Source organism: Sphingomonas sp. AC449, from assembly GCF_979253475.1.
On the sequence record NZ_CEEDCZ010000007.1, the window covers coordinates 168086 to 188158 of the forward strand.

A 20073-nucleotide genomic window follows, 5' to 3' on the forward strand; every position below is an offset into this window, starting at 1 on the left:
GCTTAGCCGGGCCGTGGCGCGACGCAAGCGGGCTCGCGCGCCGTCGTTTCAAGCCGCTTCCACGGCGATCCCGTCACTCCGACCGTGGTCGGGGTGACGGGTGCCAGGAGCACGCGCGCTTATTGTGCGGCAGTGCTGGTCGAACGGATCGCGACCGGCGTTGCGGGAGCGGGTGCACGCGCACCTGCGATCGGCGCGGGGGGAAGGGCGCCAGCGACAGGCGCCGGTGCACAGCCGGGCTGCGGTGCGCCATTGCCTGGTCCGCGAGCCTCCGGACGCTGAGCGCCCGGGCCGCCGGGGGGGGGCGGCGGCGGGGCACCATCCGGACCATCACGGCCCGGACCGCCGGGACCGCCCGGGCCGCCGGGACCTTCCGGGTGACGCGGTGGCCGTCCACCGGCCGGACCAACCGCATCGATGCGACCGGCGGGATCGACCAGATAGGACGCGCGGACCTGGCCATCGGCGTAGCGGCCCTGCACGGTCATTGCCGCACCCTTGCTGACCGCCTTGGCATCGCGCCCGGCGTCGATCATCGTCCGTCCGGTCCCATCCTGGAGGACGAAGCGGTCGCCAAACACCTCGGCGACGCGACCCTTGACGGTGACCACGCCGTCCGTGGTGGCGAGGCGCGCGATCGCGGTCGGTGTCGTCGGCGCCATCTCGATGCTCGGACGCGTGAGCGATACGGCACCGGCACCTCCTGCGACGCCGATCGCGAGCAACGCGGCGGCGCCCAGCTTGAGCTGCGTGGCGCGGGGCATTCTGTCGGTAAAGCGGGGCATTCAACGTCTCCTTCGTGTCGATGTCCCGCTTCTAGAGCGCGCCGCCCCACGCCACGCTGAACTTCCCCGTTCAGATTGGGTTTAGCGATCGAAGCTAGCGAGGTCGTCATGCGTATATTGCTCGTCGAGGACGATCCGGATCTTGGCCCCGCCATCGCTAAGGCGTTGCGCGGGGAGAATTGCGCGGTCGATCTTGCCGCGGACGGCGTCGACGCAGGCCATCTGGGCGATACCGAGACCTATGACGCGGCGGTGCTCGATCTGGGATTGCCGGGGCGGGACGGGATCGCGATCGTGCGCGACTGGCGCGCGGCGGGGCGCGACCTGCCGGTCCTGATCCTTACCGCGCGCGATGGCTGGTCGGACAAGGTCGCCGGGTTCAAGGCAGGCGCCGACGATTTCCTGACCAAGCCGTTCCGTGTCGAGGAGCTCGTGATGCGGCTGCGCGCGCTGGTCCGGCGATCCGCAGGTCATGCGGCAACGCGGCTCGAATGCGGGCCGCTGGCGTTCGAGACGCAGACGGGCCAGTTCGAACTCGACGGCCTGCCGCTGAAACTGACCGCGCTCGAATGGCGCGTGCTGTCCGCGCTGATGTTGTCCAGGGACGTGGTGATCGAGCGGCTCGCGCTGGCCGAACGCGTGTATGAGGGTGATGCGGATGTCGACTCGAACAGCCTCGAGGTGATCATCGGGCGGCTTCGCAAGAAGATCGGCGCGAGTTTGATCGATACGGTGCGAGGCCGTGGCTACCGTCTCGCGACGCCGACGCCGAGTGCGGCATGAGGGTGATCCCGCAATCGATCCATGGCCGGATGCTCGCGCTGTCCGTCCTCGCGACGCTGGTCGCACTGGCTGTTGCGGGGGCGGCGATCGCCGGCGTGCTGCAACGCTTCGTCACGCAGGGGCTCGACCAGCGGCTCGACGCGGAACTGTCGCTGCTGGCGGGCGCGGTCGGCGCGGATGGTCGTATCGATCGCGCGAAACTGACGCGGCTGCGCGGATTGCTGGATGCCGGTCCCGAGTGGCGATGGCAGATCGTCGCGCCGACGGGCGCGATCGGGTCGGACGTCCTTGCCGATCTCGACCGCAGGCCTCCGTTTCGCGGGGGGCCGAATGGCGAGCGACCGCCGCTCGATGAGCCCGGTCGCCCGTATCCGCTCGACGCCGTGCAGGCGCGCGGGACCGGGCTGCACGCGCGTCAGATCATACTGACGACGAGCGCGGGGCCGGTGACACTTACCGCGGCGGCACCGCGTGACGTGGTGGCGCGGCCGATCCGTGCGGCGATCCTGCCGCTACTGGGGACGCTCGCGATCCTCGGCGTGCTGCTGGGAATCGCGACGGCATTGCAATTGCGGATCGGGTTGCGCCCGCTGCGGACGTTGCGCGACGGGGTGGCGGCGATGCGGCGGGGTGCTGACGGCGTGTCCGAAGACCAGCCGGAGGAGCTGCGGCCTCTCTCGCAGGAGCTCAACGCGCTGGCACGCGACACCTCCACCGCGCTGGCGACGGCCCGCGCGTCGGCAGCCAATCTCGCGCATGCGCTGAAGACGCCGGTGGCAACGCTTGCGCTCGCCGTCCGCGACGATGCCGCGGCTGCGGCGCAGGTTGCACGGATCGATGCGACGATCCGGCATCATCTCTCGCGAGCGCGCAGTGTCGCGGTCGACCGGCGCGCATGCACGGCTCTGGAGCCTGCGCTCGCCGATCTGGCGTCCACGATCATGCGGGTCCACGCTGGCCGCGCGGTCGCGATCACCCGGACGGCGCAGCCGGGCTTGTTGGTCGCTATGGATGCCGCCGATCTCGACGAGCTCGCGGGTAACCTGATCGACAATGCGATGCGACATGCGGTGTCCGCCGTGCGTATCGATGCCACCGCGGAGGGTGCGATCGACGGGGGTAGGATCCGGCTGCGTGTCGTCGACGACGGACCGGGGATCGCGGCAGAGGATCGCGCGCGCGCGACGGCGCCCGGCGTACGGCTCGACGAGCGCGATGACGGACATGGCTTCGGACTTGCGATCGCCCGCGAGCTGGCGGTCCTTCACGGTGGCGCGCTGGTGCTGGAGGAGGCACCGGGCGGGGGACTGGCCGCGACGGTGACGTTGCCTATCGCGGGGGAGCGGTAGCGGCGATTGCCCTGTCGCTGGCGTTGGGGCGGCGAAGAATGCGGATACCATCCTCGCTTTGGCTGATGAGGCCCATCGCCGCGAAGGCATCGAGCCAGCCCTGCATCGGCCACCACCCCCAGCGCTGGCGGAACAGCGCCGCGTTGCGGACGACGTCGTCGAAATGCTGGACGGGGGGCTCGAAGCTCTCGTGATGCTGATGGCAGGCGATCGCGCCGCCGACGAACAGCAGCGGCGTGCCCGCGCGGTCGGCGCGGAACCCGAAATCGGTATCCTCCGCGCCATAGCCGGTAAACGCTTCGTCGAAGCCGCCCAGCGCAGTGAAGCGGGTGCGGCGGATCGCGAAGGCGAGCGACCAGAACAGGCCCGGATTGGTCTCGCGACGCACGCCTGCAGCGGGGAAATCGCGGACCGGGTGTCGGGTTCCGCGATCGAGCAGTGCGGCGTCGTCCCAGGTCGTGCGTGCGTCGTCGGCACCCAGATACCGGACGTCTGCGCACAGCAGCGCGTCTTCGCTGTCAAGCGTCTCGCTCAGCCGCCCGATGCAGCGCGACAGGGGAATGCAATCGACGTCGAGGAGGACGAGATGTGGTGCCGTTGCATCGCGCGCGGCGAGGTTGCGGGCGGCGGCGAGCGGCAATGCGGTCGTTTCAAGGCGGTGGACGATGACCGGGAAGTCGGCTTTGGGCTGCGGGACCGGCGTATCGCTCATGTCGACGATGATCAGCTCCGCGGGCGGTTTTTCGCTCCGCCGCAGGCCTTCGATCAACTGAGCCAGGTGCAACTCGCGGTTCTTGACGAGCGTGAGGACCGATACGCCGGTCATGCAAGCCGCCACAGGTCGAGCCGGAATTCAGCGTGGCGGTCAGCGCGTTCGACGATGGCCAATCCGAGCGCGGCATCGAGTTTGGTGACGGCCGCATTGCCGGTCTGCGGATAGTCGGTCTCGCCGGTCCAGTGCACCAGCAGCAACCGGCAATCCGGAGCGGCGACGTGACGGATCGCCTCGGCGGCGCGCGCGATATCGCTATCGCTCCAGTAATAGACGACTTCGGACAACGCTATGAGGTCGAACCGGCCCGCAGGCACGTCGGCGGGGAAGGCCAGCCGCTCGACGAGGACGTTCGACGAGGCCGCATTCCGCACACGGGCAAGGTCCACTGCGCGCTGGCTGATGTCGACGGCCGTGACGGTGTCGCAGTGCTGCGCCAGCCGCTGCGTGAAGACACCGTGCGCGCAGCCTATTTCGAGGCATGCCGCGTAGCGCCGATCGTCGATCGCCGCGATACTCGTCTCGAACTTTGCCGCCTCATAGCGGCTCGATGCGAGTGACCAGGGATCGTCGGTCGAGGCGAACACGTCGTCGAAATAGCGCGCGTCGAGGCTATGGTCGGGTCGCATCGGGTCTCACCAGATAGAGCAGGTCGGTGGCAGGCATGCGTTGTTGCGCGCGCGGCAGGCGGAAGCCCTCGCCCATCAGCCCCGTCAATTGGCTGCGATGCGCGCGCAGTGCGGCCGTGCGGCTGGCGGGCGGCATCGACCGGGTGCGCAGGACACGCGTCGCTGCGGGGCGCTCACCCCAGACGGCATATTCGAAGATCGACACGGGTCGTCGGGCCGCGCGTGCTGCGTGGACCGCCAGCGTGAAACATGCCGCGTGGTCGCAGTGCGGTTCGCCTGCGGCCGTGGTGGCGATCGCATCGATCTGCGCCCGACGGAGCATCGCGGCGATCCGGCGTACCGACCGCGCGAAGCCCACTGTATGCGGCGGATAGGGATGCGCGTCGCGCCAGTTGAGGAATGCCGGCTGGACATTGGCGTGCGCCGTCAGGCGCGACAGCGCGCGCGCCGCTTCGTGTCGTCGGCGACGAACCAGCGCGGTCGTGTCGGCGCGCGTGTCGCAGGCGTGCGAGCCGGATCCGTCGGTCAGGAAGACGACCCCCGCCAGCCGATCGCGTGACGCTGTGTCGGCAATCAGCGCGCCGGTGCCAAGCGTCTCGTCATCAGCATGCGGCGCGAGGACGAGCCATCTCGCATCGCGCCACGGACTTTGGGCGAGCGGCGTCGCCTGCGTCACCACAATCGGTCGCCATCGCCCCAGACATCGCGGTCGAGCCACCCGAGCGCCGCCTGGTCGCGCGCATAGTCCGGCCCCGCCTGACGGAGATAAAGGCTCAGATCGCGAATGATCTTGTCGGCGCGTTCGCCGTCGAACGCGCTGCGCGTGCCGAGCAGACGCGCGGCGGCTTCCATCACGTCGAGTGCTGCACGTTCGACGATGCCCCGACACATCTGAACGAAGACGGGCGCATCGGCATCCTCCCGCGCGGCGCGGGCGGCGGCCTCGCGGACCCAGAGATACGCGGTGCGCGTGGCGGCCACGGCGTCGGCAAAGCGCGCGCGCTGGACAGGGTCGCTGCGTGCCGTGTCCGACAGCGCGCGCCGGACCTCGATCAGCAATCCCTCGATGCCACCCAGCTGCACCGCCAGGAACCGCCATGCGCCCGCGGTGAAACGGGGCTCGCGGTCATAGTCACCGGGTGCGCCGAGGATGTGCGATGGACCGGCCGGGTAGCCCGAACAGTCGTACCGTCCGCTGCTGCTCGCGCGCATCCCGCGCACGCGCCATCCCGACAGGTCGGTCCGGTCGGGGTCGTTGGCCGGAATGACGAGAATAGGTCTGTGGCCCGACGCTGGCCGCGCGGTGACGATCGCGTAATCGATCCCGCCGGCGCCACTTGCGAAATGCTTTGATCCGGTCAGCGCGGGGCCATCGGCGCCGTCGACGATCGCTACGCCCGGCGCGGGCTCGGTTGCCCAGACGCCGAACCACGTACCGTGGTCGAGTTCGCTCGCGAGCCATTCGAGCTGATCGGGACCGGCGTACCAGTCGAACAGTGCGAGCGCGTTGACATGGCCTTCGAACAACCGCCCAACACTCAGATCGCCACGACCGACTTCGCGCAGCGCGTCCAGCAGCGCGCGCGGTTCGGCATTGGCCTGTCCGCCAAGGGCGCGCGGTGCGAAGCGACGGTGATGGCCATGGACGACCAGCGCCGCCATGCTGTCCCGCGGGAAGCAGGGATCGGCGTCGTACCGTGCACCCGAGGTGGCGAGCGTCTGCGCAAGATCCGGCGCTTGGGCGTCGGTGGGATCACCGCGGCTCAACGGTCGAGCGCCAAGGGCATGTCGCAGATCATCGGCGGGAGATCGCGTTCATCCGGAACGCGCTCCCCGACCTGGACTTGCCGGGCCGTGCGCCGCCACTCGGCGCGCGTCCGCCACTGGTCGAACGAGGGCAGGAGCGTCGGCTCGTTTCGTATCAGGCGATCCTCCAGGTCACGCATATACTCGGCCATTCCCCCGGCCGCGCGGCCCGACGTGCGCGCCGACGCGCGTGTCCAGACGCTCATGGGATGACCAAGCCGTCCTCCCGCTGCGATCGCGTTCTCGACGAGCGCACGGTCTTCGCCCGAGGGGAGTATGGGCACCCCGCCAGCGGCCCGGTACAGCGCGGCGGTGATCGCGAGGCTTGCCCCGGTGTGGTCGCCGTGACGAGGGGCGGGGTCCCAGGGGCAGGGGTCGATCTCTTCCTCGATCGCACGGACGCAGCTCCAGTAGCGATCCAGCTTGGTGCGCATCGCCACGACGTCGGCCGCCACGCGCTCCTCCTCGTCGAGCACGATCCGGCCACCTACCATGTCCAGTCCACGATCGACCGCGCGGAGAGCGTTTCCGATCCAGTCCGGCGGTGGCCGCGTATCGGCGTCGGTCGAGATCAGCACACCGTCGACGGGATCGACGCGCGCTAATCCGGCGTCCATCGCCAGCCTTCGCGCCATGCCGGCATGCGCGTCGGCAGGCGGAAGATCATGCGACGTGATTACCATGTCGAGCCGGCCAGCCCAGCGTGCCCGGCGCTCCGTCGCGACGGAGAGGCTCTCGTCGCTGCTGTTGTTGATGCACAGGGAGACCGGGACGGGGCCGACGATGTCCTGCGCTGCGAGCGCGTCGAGCAGGATCGGCAGCCGGTCGGCCTCGTCGCGCGCGGGGATACACACGCAGAAGCGTGGTCGCGTCACGCGGCACCCGCGAGTGAAACCGGATCGGACCGGCGCATTTTGCTGCGCGATGCCGGCCGCGACCGGGTCATGTGTGTATAGAGCGCTTCGTACTGGTCGATCATGACGTCGGCATCGCAGATCGCTTCGGCGCGACGACGGCATGCGCCACGGTCGAGCGTGACGGCGCGGGTCACAGCCTTGGCCAGTGCCGCGACGTCATCGCCCGCGGCAAGCGTCCCGCAACTCTCATCGAGAAGCGCGGGAATCGCGCCACGGGCGAACGCTGCGACCGGCGTACCGCAAGCGAGCGCCTCCGCGACGACGAGTCCGTAAGGCTCCTCCCAGCGCGGCGTGCACAGGAATGCCCGTGCCCCGCCGACCAGGTCCGCCAGCGCGGCGTGGTCGAGATGCCCGACATGCGTCACGTCAGTCCCGAGGCGGGGCGCAATCTCGGCATCGAAATAGGCGGGATCCGAGATCGGCCCGGCGATCCTCAACGCCTGGCCCGCCAGCCGGGCTGCGTCGATCGCCATGTGAAGCCCCTTTTCGGGGACGATCCGGCCATACCAGATCAGATACGGGTCAGGAGCGGGTGTGGGCTGGAAGGGGAAGCAATCGAGATCGATGCCGTTGGCGATCGTCCGGTCGATCGCGGTGACGTGACCCCACATCGCCCGGATGCTGTCGGATACTGCGACGAAGCGCATATTCGGCGCCTTGCATAACCGGATCCCGCTCTCGAGCCAGCAGAAGGGCGGGGTGTGGAGTGTCGTCACCATCGGCGTCTCAAGCGTCTCCGCCATCGACACGGGCAGATAATGGAGCGAGTTGTTGTGAATCACGTCGAAACGTCGCGAGCGAAGCATGCTCATCAGGCGGAGATACGCGTGATGCTCGCGAAAGAAGGTGACGTCGTTCGCCTCTGCGGTGCCCGTCTCCAGCAACGACGTTTCGTCGCAAATCGCCTCGAGACCGAGTGCGGGGTCGGACCGCATCGATGCGAAGACCGTCACCGCATGTCCGCGCTTTCGCAGCGACGTCGCAAGCAGGTGCGTATGCATTTCAAGCCCACCCGCAAATGGCTCGCGGATCGCATGTTTGAGATGGGCAATAATCGCAATGCGCATTCAGGCCCCTTATCGACGTTTCTCCGATCTCCGTCGGCTCTGCGAGTGGAAACGCGTTCGGACGAAATAAGTCTCGCGCGATACGACACGTTCTTGATGATCTAAATCAAGCGATTTTGAAGTGATGTGGATCAAGACTACCGACGGATAGTCTTCGGGCGATCAGGCGGGGTCGCTATCGGGTTGTCGATCGGGATGCGCCGCGACGAATGCCGGAAGCTCGCGCGCCCGTTCGGCCGCGGCAAGCAGGCGCGGGTAAGGCGACAGGTCGACGTTGAACCGTTCGGCGGAATAGACTTGCGGAACGAGATAGCAATCCGCGAGCGTGAGCGTCGGGCCGAACGCGAAACCCCGGCCATGTTGCGCGATCATCGATTCCAGCGCGGCAAACCCCTCATGGATCCAGCGCCCGATCCAGTGCGTGACGTCATCGGGCGTCGCCTTCAGCGTCGTGCGCAGCGTCTCGAGGATGCGCAGGTTGTTGACCGGGTGGATGTCGCACCCGATCGTCGCCGCCATCGCGCGGACGATCGCCGCATCGACCGCCGCGTCCGGCAACAGCGGCGGATCGGGGTAGGTCGCCTCGAGCCATTCCAGGATCGCGGGCGACTGTGTCAGGATCGTGCCGCCGATATCGAGCGCGGGGACGAGGCCCTGCGGGTTGACCGCGCGGTAGCCCTCGTCATGGTGCGCGCCCGTCCGAAGGTCGTGCGTGTGCTGCTGAAAGGCGATGCGCTTCAGGTTGAGTGCGATGCGAACGCGATACGACGTCGTCGACCGCCAATAGCCGTGCAGGATCATGCGATTGCGGGCCGGCATAGTGGAGCGGTCGTCAGCACGGTTTCATCGACCTCGCATGAGATGCAGGGCGACGAGGTGATCGCCGCCGCCCGTGACGCGCCGTTTGCCGGGGCGTCAGCGACAACGCTGCGCCCCGGCCGGGATGGTGTCAATTGCTACCATCCTGCTTTGCCAGCAGACGGAACCGGTGAAGCAGCGGCTCGGTATAGCCGTTCGGCTGGTCGACGCCCTCGAACACGAGCGCGCGTGCGGCCTGGTAGGCGAGGCTGGTGTCCGCGTTACCCGCAAGCGCGCGGTAAAGCGGGTCGTGTGCATTCTGCGCATCGACCTTGACCGCCATGCGGGCGAACGCGGCGTCGATCTCGTCGGCCGAAGCGACCCCGTGAAGCAGCCAGTTGGCCATGTGCTGCGCGCTGATCCGCAACGTCGCGCGGTCCTCCATCAAGCCGATATCGTGAATATCAGGGACCTTCGAGCAGCCGACGCCCTGATCGATCCAGCGCACGACGTAACCGAGTATCCCCTGCGCGTTATTGTCGAGCTCGTCGCGGATCTCGCTTGGCGACCGATTGTGTCCCTCGGCGAGCGGGATCGACAGCAGTGCATCAAGCGGCGCGACGGGCTCGTCCCGTCGCTCGGCCTGGCGCGCGAAGACGTCGACAGCATGGTAATGCGTCGCGTGGAGCGTCGCAGCGGTCGGGGAGGGGACCCAAGCGGTGTTTGCGCCGGTGCGCGGGTGCGCGATCTTCTGGTCGAGCATGTCGGCCATACGGTCGGGCGCCGCCCACATTCCCTTGCCGATCTGCGCACGGCCGCTCAGGCCACAGGCCAGCCCGATCTGGACGTTGCGGTTCTCATAGGCCGTGATCCAGGCGCTGGTCTTCATCTCGCCCTTTCGGATCATCGCGCCGGCGCGCATCGCGGTGTGCATCTCGTCACCCGTGCGATCGAGGAAGCCGGTGTTGATAAAGACGATACGGTCCTTCACCGCGTGAATGCAGGCCGCCAGATTCGCCGATGTGCGGCGTTCCTCGTCCATCAGGCCGACCTTGATCGTATGGCGGTCGAGCCCGAGCAGGTCCTCGATCGCGTCGAACAGCCGGTTGGTGAACGCCGCTTCTTCGGGGCCATGCATCTTGGGCTTGACGATATAGATAGAGCCCTCGCGGCTGTTCCGTACCGGGCCGGTGGCTTTCAGGTCGTGTATCGCGATCAGCGCGGTGACGATGCCGTCGAGGATGCCCTCCGGCGCCTCGGTGCCGTCGGCGAGCAGGACCGCGGGCGTGGTCATGAGATGGCCGACGTTGCGAACGAACAACAGGCTCCGCCCCGGCAGGACGATTTCCGATCCATCGGTCGCCGTGTATCGCCGATCCGCCTCGAGCGTGCGCGTCAGCGTTTGCCCGTTCTTGGCAAAGCTGGCGGACAGGTCGCCCTTCATCAGGCCGAGCCAGTTGGCATAGGCGGCGATCTTGTCGTCGGCATCGACGGCTGCGACCGAGTCCTCGAGGTCGACGATCGTCGTGAGCGCGGACTCGAGGAGGACGTCGGCAAGACCAGCAGGGTCGCCGCGACCGATCGGGTGATCGGGATCGATGACAAGTTCGATGTGCAGGCCATTGTGGCGAAGAAGGAAATTGCGCCCGGCCTGGCCCAGCAACTGTGAGCGATCGGCAAGTGCAGGATGGTCGCCGTCCCAATCGCGCCACGACCCATTGGCGAGCGGGACATGATCGTCGAGGAAGGCCTTGGCCCTGTCGATGACCTTTGCGCCGCGCACCGCATCATATCCCGCGCCATCGGGGATGCCGGGAATCGCATCGGTGCCGTAGAGCGCGTCGTACAGGCTGCCCCAGCGCGCGTTCGCCGCGTTGAGGACGAACCGGGCGTTGAGGATCGGCACGACGAGCTGCGGTCCGGCGAGCGTGGCGACCTCGGCGTCGACACGCGTCGACGTGGCTTCGAAGGGTTCGGGCTCGGGGACAAGATAGCCGATCTCGCGCAGGAACGTCTGCTGCGCTGCCGGATCCTGCGACTGCCCCCCGCGCGCCGCGTACCAGGCGTCGATCTTCGTCTGGAGTTCGTCGCGGCGGGCGAGCAGTGTGCGGTTCTCGGGTGCAAAGCGCGCGTAGATTGCAGCAACACCATGCCAGAAATCTGCGGGATCGATGCCGGTCCCGGGCAATGCCTGAGTCTCGAGGAACTGCGCGAGGCGTTCGGCCACGCGCAGCCCGGCCTTGTCGATCATCGCGTGCGCCGTGCTGTCCATCGATCTCTCTCCTAACGATGGCGTCCCGTCTATACGATCGGCCGTCTGTTCGGTAGACGATCGATTGTTGAAACTGTCGATCGCCGGGAGAAACAATGGACCCCGATACTGCTCTGTTCGTCGAGGTCGTCGCGGCGGGAAGCCTGAGCGGGGCGGCGCGCGGGCGCGGCGTGTCGCCCGCGATGGTATCGAAGCGGATCGCGCGGCTCGAGACCCGACTGGGCGTGCGTCTGCTTAACCGGACGACGCGTCGGCTTGAACTGACGGCGCGCGGCGCACTCTATCATACCGACATGGTCGCGGTCGTCGCTGCGATCCGTGCGGCAGAAGCGCGGATCATGGAGGACGGTGCCGGCCCGACCGGTCCGTTGCGAGTCAGCGCTCCGACGTCGTTCGGGCGTCTGCACCTGGCGCCGCGGCTGAAACCGTTTCTCGACGCGCATCCGAACGTCGCTCTCGACCTCGATCTGTCGGACGGGTTCTCCGATCTGCTCGGCGACGGTGTCGATCTCGCGATCAGGATCGCGCCCTCGGCCGAGCCAGGCGTCGCCACGCCGGGGTTTGTCGCGCATCGTCTCGCCGACAGTCGCCGTGTTCTGTGTGCCGCACCGGCGTATCTGGAGGCGGCGGGAACGCCCGGGACGGTGGCGGCGCTGGAAGGCCACCGGCTGCTGGCCGCGCGGGGACAATTGCCGTGGCGGCTTGCCGGGCCGCGCGGCGATCTCACGATCGATCGTGAAAGCCATGTCCGCACGAACTCGAGCGAGGTGGTGCGCGAACTGACGCTGGCAGGCGTGGGTATCGCGCTGCGCTCGCTCTGGGACGTCAGCGGCGATCTCGCGTCGGGGCGGCTGGTCCGTGTTCTGCCGGCGTTCGAGGGCAGCGCGGATGTCGGCATCTACGCGGTCCATGCGCGTGTCGCGCCGACCGCGGTTCATGCGTTGCTCGGCTATCTGCGCGGATTGTGGCTACCGACGCCGCCCTGGGAGGGTTGATCAAGCGCGGCGGTGACCGCATCGATCCGTCGCAGCATGGCCGTGAACGCCGCGACCTCTGCCGGGTCGAACTGCGCGAATATGCGCGCTTCGAGATCCTGCGCCTTGGGCGCGATCGCTGCATACAGCGTCCGTCCTGCGTCGCTCAGCATGAGCAGGTGCGATCGCCGGTCCGCCGCATTGGCGCTCCGTTCGAGCAGCCCGCGTTCGACCAGCGCGATCGCGGCGCGGCTGACGGTGACCTTGTCCATCCGCGTGCGGTGACCGATCTCGGCCTGCGTGATGCCGCCCGTTTCCGCGACGACCGCGATCAGCCGCCATTCGGGGATTGAGAGGCCGAACAGCGCTTCATAGCTTCGCGCAATCGTGTCGCTGACGAGGTTCGATGTGAACGAAAGCCGGAACGGAATGAAATCGTCGAGCAGCAGGGGGCGGACAGACGTCGGGTCCGCGGGACCTGATTGGGGGAGCGGCGTTGGCATGATCGCGGATAGTAGCGGTTGACACGGTTGGCGCAAACGGACAGTTGGTATCCAACGATACTAAATGGAGAGGCTGCCTCATGCCTTGGGCGGCGTTACGATCACCCTTTGTGCATGACCATGTCCGACACTGACATCGAGACACCCGACGACGCGGGCGCTGTCGTCCCCGCCTCGGACCGGCTGTTCGCGACGCCGGCAGGCATCGCGCTCGGGCCGGTCGACGCGATCCTGCCCGGTGCGGCGCGCGGTTATGTGGTGCAGATGCGCGCGGGGCGATTCCACGGTTTCGTCGTCAGGCGCCGCGACGCGGTGTTCGGCTATGTCGATCGATGCCCGCACGCCGGCCTTCCGCTTGCGCACGCCCTCGACGATTATCTGACACCGCGGGGCGACCTGATAATCTGCGGGTGGCATTCGGCGATGTTTGCGATCGAGGACGGCCGGTGTGTCGGCGGGCCGTGCATCGGGCAATCGCTTGCAGCCTGGCCGGTCGAGGTCGTAAACGGCGTGCTGAAGACCTGCGGACCCCCGGAACCGCACGCACAAGACGTTTGAGATATTTGCGAACAATCCCGCTAAGCCACGGGGAACATGACTTTGAGGAGAGTTTCTTGACGCCTGATTTCGATTTCGCCCTGGGCGAAGCCGCGGACATGATCCGCGACACGACGCAGCGTTTCGCAAACGAGAAGATCGCCCCCCTCGCCGCGAAAATCGACGCCGACGACTGGTTCCCGCGCGAACTGTGGCCGGCCATGGGTGAGCTGGGGCTCCACGGCATCACCGTCGAGGAGGAGTTTGGCGGGCTTGGTCTCGGCTATCTCGAGCACGTCGTTGCGGTCGAGGAAGTCAGTCGTGCATCGGCATCGATCGGGCTGAGCTATGGTGCGCACTCGAACCTGTGCGTCAATCAGATCCGCCGCTGGGGCAATCCCGAACAAAAGGCGAAATACCTGCCTAAGCTCGTTTCGGGCGAGCATGTCGGCAGCCTCGCCATGTCCGAGGCCGGGGCAGGGTCGGATGTCGTCTCGATGAAGCTGAAGGCCGTCAAGACGGATCGCGGCTATGTCCTCAACGGCACGAAGTTTTGGATCACCAACGCTGCGTACGCGGACACGCTCGTCGTCTACGCGAAGACGGGCGAGGGCTCGAAGGGCATCACCGCCTTCCTGATCGAGAAGGACATGCCGGGCTTTGCGATCGGCCAGAAGATCGACAAGATGGGGATGCGCGGTTCGCCGACCGCCGAGCTGGTCTTCACCGATTGCGAGGTGCCTTTCGAAGCCGTGATGGGGCCCGAGAATGGCGGCGTCGGTGTGCTGATGTCCGGGCTCGATTACGAACGCGCGGTGCTGGCCGGGATCCAGCTTGGCATCATGCAGGCGTGTCTCGACGTGGTCATTCCCTATGTCCGCGAGCGCAAGCAGTTCGGCACGCCGATCGGGCAGTTCCAGCTGATCCAGGCAAAGGTCGCCGACATGTACGTCGCGCTGAGTTCGGCGCGCGCCTATGTCTATGCGGTTGCGCGGTCATGCGACGCGGGCAAGACGACGCGGTTCGATGCGGCGGGCGCGATCCTTCTGTCGAGCGAGAGTGCGGTAAAGGTTTCGCTCGAGTCGATCCAGGCGCTGGGCGGCGCGGGCTATACCAAGGATTGGCCGGTCGAGCGGTTCATGCGCGATGCCAAGCTGCTCGACATCGGCGCGGGTACGAACGAGATCCGGCGGATGCTGATCGGCCGCGAGCTGATCGGTGCCGCGCCGAAGGTGATGCAGTGATCAGAACAGTCACTGCCGGACGGAGCGGGCGATGAGCGGTCCCGTCCTGCCCACGAAGCTGTCTGTCGACAGCGATGGCTTTCGCGCGAATGCCGAGCATAATCGCGCCCTCGCGGCGCGGCTGCGCGACGACGTCGCACGGGCGGCGCTTGGCGGAAATGTGAAGTCGCGCGAGCGGCATGCCGCGCGCGGCAAGCTGCTGCCCCGCGACCGTGTCGAGCGGCTGCTGGATGCCGGCTCGCCGTTTCTCGAGATTGGTCAGCTTGCAGCCCATGGTCTGTATGATGACGAGGTTCCGGGCGCGGGTGTCATCGCAGGAATCGGACGCGTCTCGGGTCGCCAGTGCATGATCCTGTGCAACGATGCGACGGTGAAGGGCGGGACCTACTTCCCATTGACCGTGAAGAAGCACCTTCGCGCGCAGGAAATTGCGCAGGAAAACCGCCTTCCGTGCATTTACCTCGTCGACAGCGGCGGCGCGAACCTTCCACATCAGGCGGAGGTATTCCCGGACCGCGATCACTTCGGGCGGATCTTCTATAATCAGGCGCAGATGTCGGCGCTGGGTATACCGCAGATCGCCTGCGTGATGGGCAGCTGCACCGCGGGGGGCGCCTATGTCCCGGCGATGTCCGATGAGACGATCATCGTCCGCGGGCAGGGGACGATCTTCCTCGCCGGCCCGCCGCTGGTCAAGGCCGCCACGGGTGAGGTGATCTCCGCGGAGGAACTGGGGGGCGCGGATACGCATGGACGCCGGTCGGGCGTCGTGGATCACGTTGCCGAGGATGACGAGCATGCGCTGACGCTGGTTCGCGACATCGTCTCGACGCTGCAGCCGCAAATCCCGGCCGTCGTGAATGCGCAGGCGCCAAAGGCGCCGAAATACGCGACCGACGACCTGTATGGCATCGTCCCTTCGGACGTCCGCGCGCCCTATGACGTCCACGAAGTCATCGCGCGTCTGGTCGATGGCAGCGAGTTCCACGCGTTCAAGGCGCTGTACGGCACGTCGCTGGTCTGCGGCTTTGCGCATATCCACGGCCTGCCCGTCGCGATCCTCGCGAATAACGGCGTTCTGTTCAGCGAGAGCGCGCAAAAGGGAGCGCATTTCATCGAGCTGGCGTGCCAGCGGCGTATCCCCCTGTTGTTCCTCCAGAACATCTCCGGCTTCATGGTCGGCGGCAAGTACGAGGCGGAAGGCATTGCCAAACATGGTGCAAAGCTCGTCACCGCCGTCGCCACGGCCACCGTTCCCAAGATAACCGTCCTGATCGGCGGCAGCTTCGGCGCGGGGAATTACGGCATGTGCGGACGTGCCTATTCGCCGCGCTTCCTTTTCAGCTGGCCGAACAGCCGGATCAGCGTGATGGGCGGCGAGCAGGCCGCCTCGGTGCTGGCGACGGTGCATCGCGACGCCGACACATGGACGCCGGAAGACCTCGAGACGTTCAAGGCGCCGATCCGTCAGAAATACGAGAACGAGGGCAATCCCTGGTACGCCAGCGCGAGGCTCTGGGACGACGGGATCATCGATCCCGCCCAGACGCGCGACGTGCTCGGCCTGGCGCTTGCCGCTACGCTCAACGCCCCCATACCCGAACGCCCCGCGTTCGGCGTGTTCAGGATGTAATCGAATGATCCTGCTATCTCTCTTGCTCGCGGCGGGTCAGGTCACGCCCGTTGCCCCGATCGTCAAGGGTACCGGTCTGCCCCCAACCGTGATGACCGAGGAAGCCGGCGTCATGGCGCCGATCAACGGCCTGTTCGCGGCGCTCGCCGCGCGCGACGGCCAGGCCATCCTCGCACAGGTGCGTGCCGACGGCAGCGCCACCGTCGCCGAGGAGGGGGCTGATGGCGCGCGTACGGTGCGGCGCACCGGCTGGGCGGAGTTCGCGGCGGGTCTCAAACCGGGGCCCGAGCGCTATGCCGAAAAGCTGACCGACGCCGCAGTCGATATCGACGGCGACATCGCGATGGTCTGGTCACCCTATATCTTCACGGTCGACGGCAGGGTCGCGCATTGCGGTACCGATCACTTTGACCTCGTGCGCGAGGCCGGCCGGTGGAAAATTCTGAATATCACCTGGTCGAAGCGCACCACCGGATGCCCGGCGCGATGATCGGCTCGTTGCTGATCGCCAACCGGGGCGAGATTGCCTGCCGGATCATCCGCACGGCGCGTGCCATGGGTATTCGCACGATCGCGGTGTATTCGGATGCCGACCGGGACGCGCTACACGTCCGGCAGGCGGACGAGGCCGTGCCTATCGGCGCGAGCCCCGCACGCGAAAGCTATCTGGTCGGCGAGAGGATCATCGCCGCTGCGCAGCAGAGCGGTGCGGATGCGATCCATCCCGGGTACGGGTTCCTGTCGGAGAATGCCGATTTTGCGCAGGCGGTGCGCGATGCGGGGCTGGTCTGGGTCGGTCCCCATCCCGACAGCATTCGCGCCATGGGGCTGAAAGACGCGGCCAAGCAGCGGATGATCGCGGCCGGAGTTCCTGTCACGCCTGGATATATTGGCGAGGATCAGGCGCCAGATCGTCTCCAACGCGAGGCGGATGCGATCGGCTATCCCGTGCTGATCAAGGCGGTCGCGGGCGGCGGCGGCAAGGGCATGCGTCGCGTCGACAGCACAACCGATTTTGCCGATGCGCTGACCTCGTGCCAGCGCGAGGCCTCGTCGTCGTTCGGCAACAGCGATGTGCTGATCGAAAAATACATTCTCTCGCCACGGCATATCGAAGTGCAGGTGTTCGGGGACATGCACGGCAACGTCGTGCACCTGTTCGAACGCGATTGTTCGCTCCAGCGCCGGCACCAGAAGGTGATCGAGGAGGCGCCGGCACCGGGGATGGACGCCGAGACGCGCGCTGCGATCTGCGCCGCAGCCGTCCGCGCGGGGCAGGCGGTCGACTATGTCGGTGCGGGGACGATCGAATTCATCGCTGATGCGAGCGAAGGCCTGCGCGCGGACCGGATCTGGTTCATGGAGATGAATACCCGGCTCCAGGTCGAGCATCCGGTAACCGAGGAAATCACGGGGCAGGATCTGGTCGAATGGCAGTTGCGCGTCGCGAGCGGCGAGCCGCTGCCGCGACGGCAGGACGAGCTTGCGATCGACGGCTGGGCGATGGAGGCGCGGCTTTATGCCGAAGACCCGGCAAAGGGGTTCCTGCCATCGATCGGCAGGCTCGTCGCCTTCGATCTCGGCGATGGCACGCGCGTCGATACCGGGGTCGAGCAGGGGGCGGAGATATCGCCCTTCTATGATCCGATGATCGCAAAGGTCATCGCATGGGGCCCCGATCGCGCGACCGCACGCGAAACGCTTGCGGCTGCGCTCGACGGGGCCGTCGTCTGGCCCGTGCGGTCGAATGCGGGGTTCCTGGTTCAGGCGCTCGATCATCCCGATTTCGTCGCGGGCACGGTCGATACAGGGCTGATCGCGCGCGAAAACGAAGCGTTGATGCCGGCGACGCAGCCGCGCGAGGAAGCGTTGATCGAGGCCGCGCGGGCGCTGGTAGCCGCCAATCCGATCGCCGGTTTCCGTCTGAACGCCGCGCCGAGGCGCTCGGCGCGCTTCCTGCTCGACGACGAGGCGATCTCGATCGATCTCGATGCATATGGCGCGGAGGGTGCGCCCGCCGACGAGGTCCTCGTCTCCGACGCAGGGCAGACATGGCTGCTGCAACGCTGGCGCGCATCGGGAGTGGCCGTGGGGGCCGCGGCCGATGGGGCGATCCTGTCGCCGATGCCGGGGCGGATCATCGCGGTCGATGTCGTCGAGGGTGACCGCGTCGTGTCAGGGCAGAAGCTGGTGACGCTGGAGGCGATGAAGATGGAGCATTCGCTGACAGCCCCGTTCGACGGGGTCGTCGCCGAGCTCGTCGCCGTCGAGGGGGGGCAGGTCAGCGACGGCACGATGCTCGTGCGGATCGAGAAGGACGCCTGATGGCCGGACGCTATTACGATCAATGGTCGGTCGGCGACGCGATCGTCCACGAAATCCGCCGCACCGTCACCGAGACGGACAATCTGCTGTTCTCGACCATGACGCACAACCCGCAGCCGCTTCATCTCGACGTCGAAGCAGCCAAGGCGAGCGAGTTCGGCCAAATCCTGGTCAACGGAACCTTCACCTTCGCGCTGATGGTGGGACTGTCGGTGGGCGAGACGACGCTCGGCACGCTCGTCGCCAATCTCGGCTACGACAAGCTGGTCCATCCGAAACCGGTCTTCATCGGTGATACGATGCGCGCCGAGACCGTCGTCGCCGACCTCAAGGACAGCAAGTCGCGCCCGAATGCGGGGATCGTCACGTTCACGCACCGGCTGATCAACCAGCGCGACGAGATCGTGTGCCAATGCCTGCGCTCTGCGCTGTTGCTCCGGTCGCCGGCATGAGGCTGCGGTCGCTGCTGTTCGTGCCGGCGGACCGACCCGAGCGGTTCGGCAAGGCGGCGGCAAGCGGCGCGGATGCGATCATCCTCGATCTCGAGGACTCGGTCGCGCCGTCGCGCAAGGCGTTCGCGCGCGATGCGATACGGGCAGCGCTTGGCGAGCCGGCCGATGTCATCCGGCTGGTGCGGATCAATCCGCTCGATGCGGAGCATCTCCGCGACGATATCGAGGCGGCGCGCGGCGCGGATGCGATCATGCTGCCCAAGGCGGCAGGGAAGGCGACCGTCGCGGCGCTGGTCGAGGCCTATGGGCCGGACTGTCCGCCCATCCTGCCGATCGCCACCGAGATCGCAGCGGCGATATTTACGCTCGGCGAATATGCGGCGGTGTCGGACAGGCTCTGCGGATTGACGTGGGGGGCGGAGGATTTGCCGGCTGCGATCGGCGCGGCGACGAGTCGCGAGGCGGACGGTCACTATACCGATCCCTATCGGATGGTCAGGTCGCTGCTGCTGTTCGGTGCGCATGCAGCGGGTGTGGCGGCGATTGAGACGGTGTATCCCGCGATCGCCGATCTCGACGGGCTGGCGGCCTATGCCGCACGAGGAAGCCGGGATGGGTTTACGGGAATGATGGCGATCCACCCGACCCAGGTTGCGACGATCAACGCGGCCTTCACGCCCGATGCGGCGACGGTCGCGCGGGCCGAGGCGATCGTCGCGGCGTTCGCGGCGGCGCCGGAGGCGGGGGCGCTGCAACTCGACGGGCGGATGATCGATGCGCCGCATCTGCGCCAGGCGCAGGCGATCCTCGCACGCGTGTAGCGCGCGCCCATTGGCGGCGCGGAAAATCTGTTCTACCGGGGCGTCGCGATCCGGTGAAAACCGGGTCGCAGATCGCGTCGGTGCCCTTCGGGGCTTGAAGGGGAATGCGGTGCGGACGTTCGCGCGTCCAATGCCGCGGCTGTCCCTGCAACTGTAAGCGGTGAGCGCGGTGCGCAGGTCTCCTCGTTACGAGGGGACGACCACTAGGCCGAAGCGCAAGCACATGGCCCGGGAAGGTCGTGCACCGGGTGTCGACCCGCGAGCCAGGAGACCTGCCGGCGCTCGGTCGCTCTTGCCTTGGTCCAGGGGGTGACCGCGGCACGGTACTCCGTCTGAGCGACGAACCATGCGGCGGGGGCCGCATCGGTGCGCGTGGCGGATGCTGTTCGGTGTCCATCCCAAGCGT

20 protein-coding genes and 1 riboswitch are annotated in these 20073 nt (G+C 67.2%); of the genes, 10 read left to right on the forward strand and 10 right to left on the reverse strand.

Features of this window, described 5'->3' with window-relative positions; genetic code table 11:
* Positions 1 to 119: 119 nt before the first annotated feature.
* Positions 120 to 785 (reverse strand): hypothetical protein, encoded by a 666-nt coding sequence (locus AC0CH3_RS13030; RefSeq protein ID WP_354299712.1) that lies wholly within the window; start codon positions 783 to 785, stop codon positions 120 to 122.
* Positions 786 to 893: 108 nt separating this feature from the next.
* Between AC0CH3_RS13030 and AC0CH3_RS13035 the strand changes: the two genes are divergently transcribed.
* The gene (locus AC0CH3_RS13035; protein ID WP_354299713.1) at positions 894 to 1568 is read left to right on the forward strand and encodes a response regulator transcription factor; all 675 of its coding nucleotides are present in this window, start codon (positions 894 to 896) and stop codon (positions 1566 to 1568) included.
* A complete protein-coding gene (locus AC0CH3_RS13040; protein WP_354299715.1) occupies positions 1565 to 2917 on the forward strand; it encodes a sensor histidine kinase in 1353 nt (450 codons plus the stop codon). The genes AC0CH3_RS13035 and AC0CH3_RS13040 overlap by 4 nt, the downstream gene beginning before the upstream one ends.
* Here the strand turns inward: AC0CH3_RS13040 and AC0CH3_RS13045 are convergent.
* The 8 genes from AC0CH3_RS13045 to AC0CH3_RS13080 all read right to left on the reverse strand — a co-directional run bounded on the left by AC0CH3_RS13045 (position 2898) and on the right by AC0CH3_RS13080 (position 11157).
* A complete protein-coding gene (locus AC0CH3_RS13045) occupies positions 2898 to 3743 on the reverse strand; it encodes a glycosyltransferase family 2 protein (protein ID WP_354299717.1) in 846 nt (281 codons plus the stop codon). The two genes, AC0CH3_RS13040 and AC0CH3_RS13045, sit on opposite strands and share 20 nt — an antisense overlap.
* Entirely contained in the window at positions 3740 to 4318 is a 579-nt protein-coding gene (locus AC0CH3_RS13050) for an SAM-dependent methyltransferase (protein WP_354299718.1), read from the reverse strand. Before AC0CH3_RS13050 ends, AC0CH3_RS13045 begins: the two co-directional genes overlap by 4 nt.
* The gene (locus tag AC0CH3_RS13055; RefSeq protein ID WP_354299720.1) at positions 4302 to 4997 is read right to left on the reverse strand and encodes a PIG-L deacetylase family protein; all 696 of its coding nucleotides are present in this window, start codon (positions 4995 to 4997) and stop codon (positions 4302 to 4304) included. The genes AC0CH3_RS13050 and AC0CH3_RS13055 overlap by 17 nt, the downstream gene beginning before the upstream one ends.
* Positions 4991 to 6085, reverse strand: coding sequence for an acyl-CoA dehydrogenase family protein (locus AC0CH3_RS13060; protein ID WP_354299721.1), 1095 nt, complete (start codon positions 6083 to 6085; stop codon positions 4991 to 4993). Before AC0CH3_RS13060 ends, AC0CH3_RS13055 begins: the two co-directional genes overlap by 7 nt.
* Positions 6082 to 6999, reverse strand: a complete 918-nt coding sequence (locus AC0CH3_RS13065; RefSeq protein WP_354299723.1) for a glycosyltransferase family 2 protein — start codon at positions 6997 to 6999, stop codon at positions 6082 to 6084. Before AC0CH3_RS13065 ends, AC0CH3_RS13060 begins: the two co-directional genes overlap by 4 nt.
* Positions 6996 to 8108: a glycosyltransferase family 4 protein gene (locus AC0CH3_RS13070; RefSeq protein WP_354299725.1), complete on the reverse strand. Its 1113-nt coding sequence runs from the start codon at positions 8106 to 8108 to the stop codon at positions 6996 to 6998. Before AC0CH3_RS13070 ends, AC0CH3_RS13065 begins: the two co-directional genes overlap by 4 nt.
* Positions 8109 to 8270: 162 nt before the next feature.
* A complete protein-coding gene (maiA, locus tag AC0CH3_RS13075) occupies positions 8271 to 8927 on the reverse strand; it encodes a maleylacetoacetate isomerase (RefSeq protein WP_354299727.1) in 657 nt (218 codons plus the stop codon).
* 130 nt (positions 8928 to 9057) lie between these two features.
* Positions 9058 to 11157, reverse strand: a complete 2100-nt coding sequence (locus tag AC0CH3_RS13080) for a malate synthase G (protein WP_465237986.1) — start codon at positions 11155 to 11157, stop codon at positions 9058 to 9060.
* A 116-nt stretch (positions 11158 to 11273) separates the two neighbouring features.
* Between AC0CH3_RS13080 and AC0CH3_RS13085 the strand changes: the two genes are divergently transcribed.
* Complete coding sequence (locus AC0CH3_RS13085) at positions 11274 to 12173, forward strand: LysR family transcriptional regulator (protein WP_354299730.1); 900 nt, start codon at positions 11274 to 11276, stop codon at positions 12171 to 12173.
* Here the strand turns inward: AC0CH3_RS13085 and AC0CH3_RS13090 are convergent.
* Positions 12128 to 12655, reverse strand: coding sequence for a MarR family winged helix-turn-helix transcriptional regulator (locus AC0CH3_RS13090; RefSeq protein ID WP_354299732.1), 528 nt, complete (start codon positions 12653 to 12655; stop codon positions 12128 to 12130). The genes AC0CH3_RS13085 and AC0CH3_RS13090 overlap by 46 nt on opposite strands.
* A gap of 120 nt (positions 12656 to 12775) precedes the next feature.
* Here AC0CH3_RS13090 and AC0CH3_RS13095 point away from each other — a divergent pair, with 120 nt between their 5' ends.
* The 7 genes from AC0CH3_RS13095 to AC0CH3_RS13125 all read left to right on the forward strand — a co-directional run bounded on the left by AC0CH3_RS13095 (position 12776) and on the right by AC0CH3_RS13125 (position 19667).
* Positions 12776 to 13213 (forward strand): Rieske (2Fe-2S) protein, encoded by a 438-nt coding sequence (locus tag AC0CH3_RS13095; protein WP_354300422.1) that lies wholly within the window; start codon positions 12776 to 12778, stop codon positions 13211 to 13213.
* A gap of 98 nt (positions 13214 to 13311) precedes the next feature.
* Positions 13312 to 14436 (forward strand): isovaleryl-CoA dehydrogenase, encoded by a 1125-nt coding sequence (locus AC0CH3_RS13100; RefSeq protein ID WP_457325453.1) that lies wholly within the window; start codon positions 13312 to 13314, stop codon positions 14434 to 14436.
* Between the two features lie 31 nt (positions 14437 to 14467).
* Positions 14468 to 16069 carry a carboxyl transferase domain-containing protein gene (locus AC0CH3_RS13105; RefSeq protein ID WP_354299736.1) on the forward strand — a complete coding sequence of 534 codons (1602 nt, stop codon included), beginning with the start codon at positions 14468 to 14470 and terminating at the stop codon, positions 16067 to 16069.
* 4 nt (positions 16070 to 16073) lie between these two features.
* A complete protein-coding gene (locus AC0CH3_RS13110) occupies positions 16074 to 16559 on the forward strand; it encodes a nuclear transport factor 2 family protein (protein ID WP_354299738.1) in 486 nt (161 codons plus the stop codon).
* Positions 16556 to 18394, forward strand: a complete 1839-nt coding sequence (locus tag AC0CH3_RS13115) for an acetyl/propionyl/methylcrotonyl-CoA carboxylase subunit alpha (RefSeq protein WP_354300424.1) — start codon at positions 16556 to 16558, stop codon at positions 18392 to 18394. The genes AC0CH3_RS13110 and AC0CH3_RS13115 overlap by 4 nt, the downstream gene beginning before the upstream one ends.
* A complete protein-coding gene (locus AC0CH3_RS13120) occupies positions 18394 to 18846 on the forward strand; it encodes a MaoC family dehydratase (protein WP_354299740.1) in 453 nt (150 codons plus the stop codon). Before AC0CH3_RS13115 ends, AC0CH3_RS13120 begins: the two co-directional genes overlap by 1 nt.
* Positions 18843 to 19667, forward strand: a complete 825-nt coding sequence (locus tag AC0CH3_RS13125; protein ID WP_354299741.1) for an HpcH/HpaI aldolase/citrate lyase family protein — start codon at positions 18843 to 18845, stop codon at positions 19665 to 19667. The genes AC0CH3_RS13120 and AC0CH3_RS13125 overlap by 4 nt, the downstream gene beginning before the upstream one ends.
* 61 nt (positions 19668 to 19728) lie before the next feature.
* Positions 19729 to 19961: riboswitch (cobalamin riboswitch) on the forward strand.
* Positions 19962 to 20073 lie beyond the last annotated feature (112 nt).

Excerpts from the sequence above, each read along its gene's own strand:
- AC0CH3_RS13040 (WP_354299715.1), top strand. The coding sequence starts at position 1,565 with ATGAGGGTGATCCCGCAATCGATCCATGGCCGGATGCTCGCGCTGTCC.
- AC0CH3_RS13045 (WP_354299717.1), bottom strand. The coding sequence starts at position 3,743 with ATGACCGGCGTATCGGTCCTCACGCTCGTCAAGAACCGCGAGTTGCAC.
- maiA (WP_354299727.1), bottom strand. The coding sequence starts at position 8,927 with ATGCCGGCCCGCAATCGCATGATCCTGCACGGCTATTGGCGGTCGACG.
- AC0CH3_RS13100 (WP_457325453.1), top strand. The coding sequence starts at position 13,312 with ATGATCCGCGACACGACGCAGCGTTTCGCAAACGAGAAGATCGCCCCC.
- AC0CH3_RS13125 (WP_354299741.1), top strand. The coding sequence starts at position 18,843 with ATGAGGCTGCGGTCGCTGCTGTTCGTGCCGGCGGACCGACCCGAGCGG.
- AC0CH3_RS13120 (WP_354299740.1), top strand. The coding sequence starts at position 18,394 with ATGGCCGGACGCTATTACGATCAATGGTCGGTCGGCGACGCGATCGTC.
- AC0CH3_RS13110 (WP_354299738.1), top strand. The coding sequence starts at position 16,074 with ATGATCCTGCTATCTCTCTTGCTCGCGGCGGGTCAGGTCACGCCCGTT.
- AC0CH3_RS13085 (WP_354299730.1), top strand. The coding sequence starts at position 11,274 with ATGGACCCCGATACTGCTCTGTTCGTCGAGGTCGTCGCGGCGGGAAGC.
- AC0CH3_RS13035 (WP_354299713.1), top strand. The coding sequence starts at position 894 with ATGCGTATATTGCTCGTCGAGGACGATCCGGATCTTGGCCCCGCCATC.
- AC0CH3_RS13090 (WP_354299732.1), bottom strand. The coding sequence starts at position 12,655 with ATGCCAACGCCGCTCCCCCAATCAGGTCCCGCGGACCCGACGTCTGTC.
- AC0CH3_RS13105 (WP_354299736.1), top strand. The coding sequence starts at position 14,468 with ATGAGCGGTCCCGTCCTGCCCACGAAGCTGTCTGTCGACAGCGATGGC.
- AC0CH3_RS13030 (WP_354299712.1), bottom strand. The coding sequence starts at position 785 with ATGCCCCGCTTTACCGACAGAATGCCCCGCGCCACGCAGCTCAAGCTG.
- AC0CH3_RS13115 (WP_354300424.1), top strand. The coding sequence starts at position 16,556 with ATGATCGGCTCGTTGCTGATCGCCAACCGGGGCGAGATTGCCTGCCGG.
- AC0CH3_RS13070 (WP_354299725.1), bottom strand. The coding sequence starts at position 8,108 with ATGCGCATTGCGATTATTGCCCATCTCAAACATGCGATCCGCGAGCCA.
- AC0CH3_RS13095 (WP_354300422.1), top strand. The coding sequence starts at position 12,776 with ATGTCCGACACTGACATCGAGACACCCGACGACGCGGGCGCTGTCGTC.
- AC0CH3_RS13050 (WP_354299718.1), bottom strand. The coding sequence starts at position 4,318 with ATGCGACCCGACCATAGCCTCGACGCGCGCTATTTCGACGACGTGTTC.
- AC0CH3_RS13080 (WP_465237986.1), bottom strand. The coding sequence starts at position 11,157 with ATGATCGACAAGGCCGGGCTGCGCGTGGCCGAACGCCTCGCGCAGTTC.